Raw genomic sequence first — 10,247 nt, forward strand, 5'->3', positions numbered from 1 at the left:
CTCCGATGCCGCCCGCCTGGCTCGCCTGCTCGGCGCCACGCCCGCCGCGCCCGCCACGCCCGCCACGCCCGCCGCGCCTGCCGTCCTGTCGGTCCGGGGTCTGACGGTCCGGTTCGGCGCGGTCACCGCGGTGCGCTCGGTCGACCTGCGGGTGGAACCCGGTCAGATCGTCGGGATGATCGGCCCGAACGGCGCGGGCAAGACGACGGTCATCGACGCGATCACCGGTTACACCCCGTCCTCGGTCACGTCGATGACGTTGGGCGGCGTCCGGCTGGACCGTCTGCCGGCGCACCGGCGGGCCCGCGTCGGCATCAGCCGGTTGTTCCAGAACCTGGAGCTGTTCGACGATCTGACGGTCATCGAGAACATCCAGGCGGCCAGCGACCGCCGGGACACCCGCGCCTATCTCACCGACCTGCTGTTCCCCCGGGGACGTCCGCTCGAGCCGGCCGCGGTCGCCGCGGTCGACGCCTTCGGGCTGCGCGACGATCTCCTGCGCACCGTGGCGGAGCTTCCCTACGGTCGCCGTCGGCTGCTGGCCATCGCCCGGGCTGTCGCGGCGCGCCCCGCCGTGCTGCTGCTCGACGAGCCGTGCGCCGGGCTGGACGAATCGGAGAGCACGGAGGTCGCGGGCCTGCTGCGTCGGCTCGCCGACGACTGGGGCTGGGCATCCTGCTCAACGAACACGACATGGACGTGGTCATGGGGGTCTGCGACCGGGTGGTCGTGCTGGACGCCGGGGAGCGCATCGCCGAGGGGACGCCGGAGCGGGTGCGCGACGACCCCCGGGTGCGGGTCGCCTGCCTGGGGGAGGCGGCGGTCCCGGCACGGTTGACGGTCCCGGCTCGGTTGACGGACCCGGCCCGGTTCGCGGCCGGCCCCGCGGTGCTGGCGGCGCGGGGCCTGTCCGCCGGCTACGGCAACGGCCCGGTGGTCCGCGACCTCAACCTGGAGGTGCACGCCGGCGAGGTCGTGACCCTGCTCGGCCCGAACGGTGCCGGCAAGACGACGACACTGCTGGCGCTGGCCGGCGCGATCCCGTCAGCGGGAGGCGAGGTCCTGCTCGCCGGGGCCGTGACGACCGCCGCGCTGCACGAACGGTGCCGGCGTGGCCTGAGCCTGGTTCCCGAGGAACGCTCGGTCATCATGGACCTCACCGTCCGGGAGAATCTCCGGGTCGGTCGATGCGACCCGGACCTCGCCCTCGCGGTCTTCCCCGAGCTCGCCGAGCACCTCGACCGGCGGGCGGGGCTGCTCTCCGGGGGCAGCAGCAGATGGTGACCCTCGCGCGCGCCCTGGCGCGCCGGCCCACGGTTCTGCTCGCCGACGAGCTCTCGCTGGGCCTCGCGCCGCGCGTCGTGGACCGTCTGCTGGCGGCGGTGCGCGCCGCCGCGGACGACGGGCTCGCCGTGATCCTCGTCGAGCAGCACGTCCGCAGCGCCCTGTCGATCGCCGATCGGGTGCACGTCCTGCGGCACGGGGCCCTCGCCTGGTCGGGCACCGCAGCCCAGGCCCGTGCCGACCGGGAGATCCTGCTCGGCGCCTATCTGTCACCCGGGCGGCCGGCGGACTCCGGCGATGGCGCCCTCAGCGGCCCCCGTGTCTGACCCGGGTCAGCGCGAGCGCGTGCCTGACCCGGGTCAGCGTGTGCCTCAGAGTCAGGAGGCGGCCCGGCGCAGGATGTCTAGGCCGGAGTAGGTCTCCGGGCCGAGCGGCACGAAGCTCTTCGACGCGCTGTCCCACCGGGCTCCCCGCAGCGTGGTGTTGAAGATCCGTTCCGCCCCGAGGATCGGCGTCGTCGCCGTGAGGTTCAGCCGCGGGACGATGCCGCCCAGGTCCAGGTCGGTGGTCCGGTTGAGCTGGTCGAGCAGGGTGCGGGCGGTGAGCTCGCCGGACACCTTGTTGCCCACCTTCTCGGCGATCTGCACGGACAGCCACGCGCCGGTGGTGGTCGTCGTGGTGCGCAGCGCGGGGGCCGCGTCCGCGTCCCCGCCGGCCTGCTCGGCGTCCAGTTCGGAGATCATCCGGGCGACCTCGGGGAACTGGCCGGCCTGGCTCAGCTCGGGGAACGCGGTCGCGACCACGAGGTTGTCCGCGGCCGGACCGAGCGTCGACAGGTACTTCGGCGAGAGGGTTCCGGCCGCGTGGCAGGTCCGGACCCGCTGGCCGGCCTGGGAGATCACCGCATAGGCGGCCTGGTCGAACACGACGAGCACGGCTCCGTCGGCACCGGACCGGGTGAGCTGGGAGATCGCCGGGGTGAAGTCGCTCGTCGTGATCGGAATACGGATCTTCGGATTGATCGGACGGTTTACCGCCTTCGCGCCGCCCTCGGCCATGATGATGAGCCGGTCGCTGGCGCTGAGGTCGTAGCCGACCAGCCCGAGGCGGGTGGCCCCCGCCTTGGCGAGCAACGACGGGCAGACCGCGGGGTAGAGGGTCAGCGGGCTGATGACGTAGCTGATCGGGGAGCTGAGCTCGGATCCGTCGGCCGAGATCCCGGCCGAACCGATGGACGGGACCCCCGCGTTCTCCAGGATGGGCATGATCCCGCCCGAGCCGCTGACCTCGCTGACGACCGCGAGCACGTGCTGATCCACCGCCTGCTGGGCGCACTTCCTGGCCATGGCGGCGTCGTTCTTCTCGTTGCAGTGCACGAGCTCGACCCGGTGGCCGGCGATCCCGCCCCGGGCGTTGACTCCGCGCACGGCGGCCCGGGCGGCGGCCACCATCTCCGGGTAGTTCGTCCCGGACGTGTCCACCGGGGCGATGATCATCAGCTTGACCGTCGATCCGGCCGAGGAGGTGCCGGTGGCTTCGCCGTCCGAGTCGCCACCGCACGCGGCGAGCGTGCCCGCCAGCACGGCGCCCAGAACCGCCGCGGCGAGCCGCCGGAGCCCGTGCCGTCGTCCCACCGTGCCGCCTCCTCGTCGTGCGTGCCTCGTCATGGGTCCCGTGTTCCAGTCCCCTGCCGGGCCCCGCTGTCCCCTGCCGAGCCCGCTGTCCCCTGCCGGGCCCCGCCACGGTAGACCTGCCTGCTCAGGACGGATACGCCCGGGTTAGCCGGGACCCGCACGGGCCGCGGCGCGGGGTCGCGTCCCGGCGTCAGATCACCTCAGATCACCTCAGAGCACCTGGGACCAGGCGTAGGTGAACCCCATGATCTGGTCGGCGAGGGTCTCCAGGCGGGCCGCGACGGTTGGGTCGAGTACTCGCCCGTGCGGGTCGAAGAGCGGCACCGCGGTGTTCAGGGTGACTCCCAGCGGGGTCGGCCAGCCGCGCAGGGCGTGCACCGTCGAGCGCAGGGCCGTCAGCGTCGTCCCGGCCGCCTGCGTGCCCCGGGCTCCGACGATCAGTGCGACCGCCCGGCCGTCCAGGTAGGGCCGGGGCGTCCTCCAGATAGTCCAGGGCGTTCTTGACCTGGCCCGACATCCCGCCGTGGTAACCGGGAGTCGCGATCACGAGGCCGTGGCCCGTTCGACGGCGGCGAGGAGGCGCAGCGCCGCGGCGGGACGTTCCTGGCGTTCCGGCGCGTACATCGGCAGGTCCAGGTCCGCCGCACCGAGCAGCATCGTCTCCGCGCCGGCCTGCCCCATCATCGCCAGCACCGTCGCCAGGGCCTGGTGGGTGGTGGAGTTCGCCCGGCTGCTGCCACCGATGCCGACGATTAACGGACGGCGGCGACGGGCCCGCACCGGACCGGGACCGTCCGGCGGCATGTCGGGCGAACGGTGCGCCGAGACCCGGCTGGGCAGCCCGGAGACGGGATCCGTACCGACCGTCTGGCTGCCCGTCTGGCTGCGCCCGCTCCTCGGCTCGCCGTTGCTGGCACCCGGTTGGAACATGCCGAATGTGTCTCCCACTACCCCTCCTCGTCCCGGATCCAGGCGTCTCGGTCCGGCGTCCCGGATCTGGTTCATGTCGGTCCGGCGATGGACCGCCACCCGCGTGCCGTCGCGTCTGTCCTATCGCGGATGTCCTATCGGACGGGCTGACCACACCGATCGAGGGGGTTGCGGGTCCGGCGCAGCGCGGCCGGCAGCGCGCGGGCGCCCGGCCCCAGCTCGGCGATCCGGTCGTGCGGATTCGAGATGCGGCAGCGAAGCAGCGACAGGCAGCCGCAGCCGATGCACGAGTCGAGTCCGTCACGCAGCGCGACCAGAGCCGCGATCTCGTCGTCCAGCCGGCCGCGCCACCGCCGCGAGACCGCGGACCAGTCCGCCTTGGTCGGCGTGCGCGACTCGGGCAGCGACGACAGGGTCTCCCGCACCTCGTCGAGACTGAGCCCGACCGCGGTGGCGGCGCGGATGAACGCCAGCCGCCGCAGGACATGGCGCTCGTACCGGCGCTGCCCACCCGAGGTCCGGGTGGCGGTGAGCAGGCCCCGCTGTTCGTAGAAGCGCAGCGCCGACGCGGCGAAGCCACTTCGTTGCGAGAGCTCACCCACGGTTATCAGATCGGTAGGAAGCATGCCCGCAGACTATGGTGTTGAAGTTGAACTCAACATGAGGTTCCCGGAACCCGGCGGCGCCGCGACGGGCTGGCCGTCATGCCTCGTCGCGCCCCGTCACGATTCGCCACGCCTCGTTACGTCTCGCCGCCCCTCGTTGCCCCGCGTCGCCCCTCGTCACGCCCCGATTCCGTGGTAACGGGGATCACCCCCGGCCGTCCCGGCAGCGCGTTTGCCGCGGTCGCCGCCCATGGCAGGCTTCGTCGCGATGGACGACATCACGCATCGGCGGTTCAACCCGCTCACCGGCCGTTGGGTTCTGGTCTCGCCGGGGCGGACGCGGCGACCGTGGCACGGCGGTCAGGAACCACCGCCGGTGCCGGCCGCGGTCGCCCATGATCCTCTATGCGACCTCTGCCCGGGCAACCTCCGGGCCGGCGGTGAACGCAACCCCTCCTACTCCGGTACCTACGTGTTCACCAACGACTTCCCGGCGCTGCGTCCCGACCCGGTCCGGCCCGCCGCCCCGCCTGTCGCCCCGCCCGTCGGCCCGCCCGTCGACTTGCCCGCCGACCCGGCTCCGGTGTGGCCGGCGGGTCCCGGATCGGGCCTGCTGCGCAGCGAACCGGCCCGGGGGACGTGCCGGGTCGTGTGCTTCGGCCCTCGTCATGATCGCGGGCTCGTCGACATGACTCCGGCCGAGGTCCGGGCGGTCGTGGACACCTGGGCGGCGCAGGAGGAGGAACTCTCCCGCACCTGGCGCTGGGTGCAGGTCTTCGAGAACCGCGGCACCGCGATGGGCGCGTCGAACCCGCACCCCCACGGTCAGATCTGGGCCTGCGACGTGTTGCCCGATGAGCCGGCCGCCGAGGACGCGCGGCAACGGGAGCACTTCGCCCGGTCTGGCAGCTCCCTGCTGATGGACTACGCCGAGATCGAGACGGCGGCGGGGGAGCGGGTGATCCTGGCGGAGGAGCACTGGCTCGTCGTCGTGCCGTTCTGGGCGCTGTGGCCGTTCGAGACCCTGCTCCTGCCCCGGCATCCGGTCGACCGCCTCGCCGCGCTCTCCGACGACCAGCGGGACGGGCTGTCCCGCCTGCTCGGCCGCCTCCTCACCGGCTACGACGCCCTGTTCGACCATCCCTTCCCGTTCTCGATGGGCTGGCACGGGGCTCCCGGGCCGCATCCCGCGCCCGGACCCCGGCCGGGGCTGGAGCCGGGGCCGGGGCCGGGGCCGGGCCTTGATCCTGGCCGGGGACCCGGCGATCCACCCGCGGCGTTCTGGCAGCTGCACGCCCACTTCTATCCGCCGTTGCTGCGCTCCCCGACCATTCGCAAGCATCAGGTCGGCTACGAGATACTCGCCGACGTGCAGCGCGACCTCACCCCGGAGGCAGCCGCGGACCGGCTGCGCGCCGTCATGGCTCCCGTCGCGGCGGACCGGGCCTGAGCCGAGCCCGCGCGGCCGTGGTCATCCCGCGTGCCGCAGGGCCCACGACTCCCCGACACTGGCGTCATGAGAGCCGCCGAGCATCCGGCCACCGAGCGTGCGGTGCGCGCGTTCGTCGAGACCTACGGAGAGCGGCCCACCCACCTCGTCCGCGCGCCCGCCCGGGTAAACCTCATCGGCGAGCACACCGACTACAACGACGGCTTCTGTCTTCCGGTGGCCATCGACCGGGAGCTGTGCATCGCCTTGCGCCGTAACGAGGCACCCGAGCTCCGGCTGGTGTCCGAGCAGGATGCGGTGCCCGCCGTGATCCCGCTGCCGCCGCCGGGCCTCGATACCCCGGTGTCCGCCCGGGCACCCGGATGGGTCCGGTATGTCGAAGGCGTCGCGGTGATGCTGGCCGCCGAGTCGGCCTCCCGTGCCGCCGCCGGGTCAGGCTTCCCGGCCGGAGGGGGCCCGGTGCCCTGGCGTGGCACGCTGGCCAGCGACATCCCCGTCGGCGCGGGACTGTCCTCCTCGGCCGCGCTGGAGCTGGCCGTCGCCCTGGCCGGTGCGCATCTCGCCGGGTTGACGCCCTCGCCGACGGAGCTCGCGCTGCTCGCCCAGCGGGCGGAGAACCTCTGGGTGGGGGCGGCGACGGGCCTGCTCGACCAGCTCGCCTGCGCCGCGGGCGTGGCCGGCCACGCGCTGCGGATCGACTGCCGCACGCTGACGACCGAGCCGGTGCCGCTGCCGGGCGGGCTGGCCGTGGTGGTCATCGACACCGGCTCGCGCCGACAGGTGGTGACCAGCGAGTACGCCACCCGACGGGCGGAGTGTGAGCGGGAGGCGCGGGCGCTGGGCGTCGCCGCGTTGCGGGACCTCACGCCCCGGTCGATGGACGAGGCGGTGGCCCGGCTCGGCAGGTCCGCCCGGTCGGATGGGACAACCCGGCCGGGCGGAGCGGCCGGCGGGACCGGTCTGGACCCGGTCGCGCTGCGCCGGGCCCGGTTCGTCGTCGCCGAGAACGCCCGGGTCGACGCCGTCGCCGCGGCACTGCGCGCGGGCGACGCCCCAACGGCCGGGCGGCTGTTGCTGGCGGGGCATCGCGGGATCCGGGAGGACTTCGAGGTGTCGGGTCCGGAACTCGATGCGGCGGTCCAGGCGGCTTCGGCGGCTCCGGGGTGCTTCGGCGCCCGGATGACCGGCGGTGGTTTCGCGGGCTGTGCGGTGGCCCTCGTCGACCGGTCCCGGCTGACCGCCTTCACCGAGGCGTTCGAACCGGCGTATGCCGCACTCACCGGCCGGTGGGCCGTGCTGCACGTCTGCTCGGCGGTCGCCGGCACGTCCGTCCTGGACCTCGGGTAGCGACCGGGGAACGTCCGTCCCACCAGCTACGCCGTCGACGTCAGCCGCCGCACCCCAAAACCTGACTGACCACCTCAACCGGCACGATCTATCAGCGTGACCACATCCGTTCTCCTGATCACAGGGGCTTCCTCCGGCATCGGCGCCGCAACAGCGCAACTCGCCGCCAGCAAAGGGTGGCGCCTCATCCTCGCCGCCCGCTCTCACCATGCCCTTCACGAACTTGCCGCGGAACTGGGCGGCCCAGCCCGGGCCGTGGCAGCCCCCTGCGACATCAGCGACTGGGACCAGGTCACCACTCTGCCCACGCTCGCCCACGGCGCGTTCGGCCGACTCGACGCGGTGTTCGCCAACGCCGGCTCCTTCACCGCCACCTCCTTCCTGCGCGGCACCGGATCCCCGCAGCAGTGGCGCGAGATGGTGCTGACCAACGTCTACGGAACCGCCCTCGTCGCCCGGGCCACCCTGCCCACCCTCGTGCAGTTCCGGGGACACTTGGTGCTCACCGGTTCGGTGGCCGGCCGCATCACCGTCCCCGGGCAGCTCTACTCCGCCACCAAGTGGGCCGTCACCGCCATGACCCAGTCCATCCGAGCCGAGGTCACCAGTACCGGCGTGCGTGTCACCCTCATCCAGCCGGGACTCGTTAAAGCCGGCGAAACATCGCCCGACCGGGCCACCGACCCGAAACTCGGCACCACTGACGTCGCCCGTGCGGTCCTGTTCGCACTCGAGCAATCCGACACCGTCGATATCAACGAGATCGTCGTCCGGCCCACCGGTCAACAGCCACACCGCTGAAGGTCCACCTGGCCCGTCCAGCAGATAGGGGATGGAGTGGCTCGGCGTCGAGATAGGCAACCAGGACTCGATACTCTAAAATTCCGATCATGGCTCTGACCTGGGCCGTTGCACTACCGCCGGATCGCTGCAGAATCGGCCCACGATCCACCGCCGATCATGCCTTCAACCTGCGACTTTACTTTCGGGGTCGGGTCGCTGATCATCCCTGGAGGGATCGCAACGCGTGCATTCCGGCCGTGACGAGTGCCCCTCCGCTGGTCGCTGATCATCCCTGGAGGGATCGTGGTGGGGCACGGCGGGCCGGTAGCGGTGGGATCATGACTGGGAGCCTCAGGGACGGGAGAAGACTGTGATGTCCGAGGAAACCGCTGGCCCGTCAGGTGAATCTGCGGCCGAGCGTGAATCGGGGGCGCGGCCGCCAGCCGGTCGGGAACCGTCCGGGCAGCCGGCGCCCGATGCCGACGCGGGGCGCGACGCCGATACGGGGGCGGATGAGGCTCGGGCGACGTTTGAGGGCAGGTTCGACCTCCGTCCGGTCGACTGGGACGGCTCGTTCTCCCGAGTATGGAACGCGCGGCATGGCCAGGAGTTGACGAATGAGCTTGCCGCCGAACAGGAGCGGCGGGAGAACCAGAAGCGGATCGAGGAGTACTGGCGGGAAGCACGGGAGCAGATGAACGCCGAGTTGGCTCGGGAGGAGGCACGGCGCTGGGAGGAGGACCGCGAGCGGGCGGTGGCGGAGGGCGGGCGGCCGGCGCGGGGGGCGGTGGACGAGGCGCTGCTCCGCAAGCTGGAGCTGCTTGATCGGTTTCCGCCCGTTGAGCCCGACGAGCCGGCCGCGTCCGACGGGTCGGCCGACCCGCGGTGACCGGCGGGCCGAGGTCGGTTAGGGGTCGCGGTGGCGGAACCTCGGCTCGGCCGGGATCGGCCGTTCGGGAAGGGGCGGCCGGTCGTGGCGGGCCTGGTCGACAGTGTCGGCGAGGGTGCGACGGGCCCGGGTGCTGTCCGGATGGAACGGGCCGTGCTCGCGTAGCGCGTCGGTGAGCGCGGCGCGGTAGAGGGGGACGGCGTCGGCGGGCCGGCCGGCCTGGCGGTAGGTGTCGGCGAGGGCGCCCCGGGTGGCGCGGGTGTCGGGGTGGCCGGGGCCGAGGAGCTGCTCGCGGACGGCGAGAACACGTTCGTTCAGGTCGACGGCCTGCGGAAGCCGGCCGGTGGTCCGGTAGACCTCGGTGAGCTCGTCGGCGGTGCGTAGAGTGCGTGCGTCGCCGACGCCGTGTGCCCGGCTCCGGTCAGCGAGCAGTCGTTCGAGCAGCGGCACGGCCGCCTCGAGCTGCCCGGTGCGCCGGTAGCTCGTCGCGAGGGTGTCCCGGGTCTCGACGGTGTGGGGGTGCGCGGGGCCGAGGACGTGCTCGTGGCGGTCGAGGGCGCGTTCGAGGTGGGGGACGGCGTCGCCGGGTCGGCCCAGCCTGAGGTGGGCGGTGGCGAGGTTCTCGCGGGTCTCGGTGGTCTCGGGGTGGTCGGGGCCGAGGGCGCGTTCCCGGCCGGTCAGCGCGCGGCCGAACTCGCGTGCGGCGTCATCGAGTCGTCCGGCCCGCAGGTGGGCGCGGGCGAGTCCGTCGACCGTTTCGAGGGTGTCGGGGTGGTCGGGGCCGAGGGTGCGCTCGCGGCCGGTCAGCGCGCGGCCGAACTCGCGCGTGGCGTCGTCGAGCCGTCCGGCCTGGTGGTGGGTGACGGCGAGTTGGTGGCGGCTGCCGAGGGTGGCGGGATGCTCGGGGCCGAGGACCCGTCCGCGGGCGGCGAGGGTCTGCTCGAACAGCGGCACGGCGTCGCCTACCGCCCCGATCCGGCGGTAGGCGACGGCGAGGCTGTGACGGGTGTCGAGGGTGGCGGGGTGCTCCGGGCCGAGGATCCGCCGCCGGTCGGCGAGGGTGTCCCGCAGCAGTCGGGCCGCCTCGTCGCCGCGGCCGGCGGCGTCGTAGGCGCGGCCGAGGCTGTGCCGGCCTTCCAGGGTGTCGGGGTGCTCGGGGCCGAGGATGCGTTCTCGCTCGGCGAGGGTGCGCTGGAACAGGTTGACCGCGTGGTCGACCTGGCCGGCCTTCTGGAACGCCCAGGCGAGGGTGTCCCGGCTGACCAGGGTGGCGGGGTGCGCGGGGCCGAGGACGCGTTCGCGGTCGGCGACGGTGCGCTCGGCTA

General features: G+C 73.3%; 9 protein-coding genes and 2 pseudogenes. 6 read left to right on the plus strand and 5 right to left on the minus strand.

The window, feature by feature from the left end:
* A partial coding sequence (locus AC08OQ_RS12845; protein WP_476612070.1) for an ATP-binding cassette domain-containing protein occupies positions 1 to 838 on the plus strand: 838 nt, incomplete at its 5' end.
* A pseudogene (locus tag AC08OQ_RS12850) lies at positions 775 to 1,610 on the plus strand (ABC transporter ATP-binding protein). The gene AC08OQ_RS12845 and the pseudogene AC08OQ_RS12850, both read left to right, overlap by 64 nt.
* Positions 1,611 to 1,661: 51 nt before the next feature.
* Here the strand turns inward: AC08OQ_RS12850 and AC08OQ_RS12855 are convergent.
* The 4 genes and pseudogenes from AC08OQ_RS12855 to soxR all read right to left on the minus strand — a co-directional run bounded on the left by AC08OQ_RS12855 (position 1,662) and on the right by soxR (position 4,474).
* Positions 1,662 to 2,918 carry an ABC transporter substrate-binding protein gene (locus AC08OQ_RS12855; RefSeq protein ID WP_476601261.1) on the minus strand — a complete coding sequence of 419 codons (1,257 nt, stop codon included), beginning with the start codon at positions 2,916 to 2,918 and terminating at the stop codon, positions 1,662 to 1,664.
* A gap of 210 nt (positions 2,919 to 3,128) precedes the next feature.
* Positions 3,129 to 3,296 (minus strand): hypothetical protein, encoded by a 168-nt coding sequence (locus tag AC08OQ_RS12860; protein WP_462187100.1) that lies wholly within the window; start codon positions 3,294 to 3,296, stop codon positions 3,129 to 3,131.
* Positions 3,297 to 3,426: 130 nt separating this feature from the next.
* Positions 3,427 to 3,923, minus strand: a pseudogene (locus AC08OQ_RS12865) (NADPH-dependent FMN reductase); the annotation flags it as partial.
* Positions 3,924 to 3,982: 59 nt separating this feature from the next.
* Positions 3,983 to 4,474, minus strand: coding sequence for a redox-sensitive transcriptional activator SoxR (gene soxR, locus AC08OQ_RS12870; protein ID WP_476601262.1), 492 nt, complete (start codon positions 4,472 to 4,474; stop codon positions 3,983 to 3,985).
* Positions 4,475 to 4,703: 229 nt separating this feature from the next.
* Between soxR and AC08OQ_RS12875 the strand changes: the two genes are divergently transcribed.
* From AC08OQ_RS12875 to AC08OQ_RS12890, 4 genes are all read left to right on the plus strand, one after another.
* A complete protein-coding gene (locus AC08OQ_RS12875; RefSeq protein ID WP_476601263.1) occupies positions 4,704 to 5,903 on the plus strand; it encodes a UDP-glucose--hexose-1-phosphate uridylyltransferase in 1,200 nt (399 codons plus the stop codon).
* Positions 5,904 to 5,969: 66 nt separating this feature from the next.
* Entirely contained in the window at positions 5,970 to 7,250 is a 1,281-nt protein-coding gene (gene galK / locus AC08OQ_RS12880) for a galactokinase (protein ID WP_476601264.1), read from the plus strand.
* 96 nt (positions 7,251 to 7,346) lie between these two features.
* The gene (locus tag AC08OQ_RS12885) at positions 7,347 to 8,051 is read left to right on the plus strand and encodes an SDR family oxidoreductase (RefSeq protein WP_476601265.1); all 705 of its coding nucleotides are present in this window, start codon (positions 7,347 to 7,349) and stop codon (positions 8,049 to 8,051) included.
* 355 nt (positions 8,052 to 8,406) lie between these two features.
* On the plus strand, positions 8,407 to 8,922 hold the full coding sequence (locus AC08OQ_RS12890) for a hypothetical protein (RefSeq protein WP_476601266.1): 516 nt from the start codon (positions 8,407 to 8,409) through the stop codon (positions 8,920 to 8,922).
* Between the two features lie 18 nt (positions 8,923 to 8,940).
* On the opposite strand, the gene AC08OQ_RS12895 is transcribed toward AC08OQ_RS12890, so the two are convergent.
* Positions 8,941 to 10,247: tetratricopeptide repeat protein (locus AC08OQ_RS12895; RefSeq protein ID WP_476612071.1), on the minus strand; the 1,307-nt coding region annotated here is incomplete at its 5' end.

The organism is Frankia sp. CcCS3 (assembly GCF_977927575.1).

Coding starts and splice junctions, on each gene's coding strand:
- soxR (WP_476601262.1), bottom strand. CDS start 4,474: ATGCTTCCTACCGATCTGATAACCGTGGGTGAGCTCTCGCAACGAAGT.
- AC08OQ_RS12875 (WP_476601263.1), top strand. CDS start 4,704: ATGGCAGGCTTCGTCGCGATGGACGACATCACGCATCGGCGGTTCAAC.
- galK (WP_476601264.1), top strand. CDS start 5,970: ATGAGAGCCGCCGAGCATCCGGCCACCGAGCGTGCGGTGCGCGCGTTC.
- AC08OQ_RS12890 (WP_476601266.1), top strand. CDS start 8,407: ATGTCCGAGGAAACCGCTGGCCCGTCAGGTGAATCTGCGGCCGAGCGT.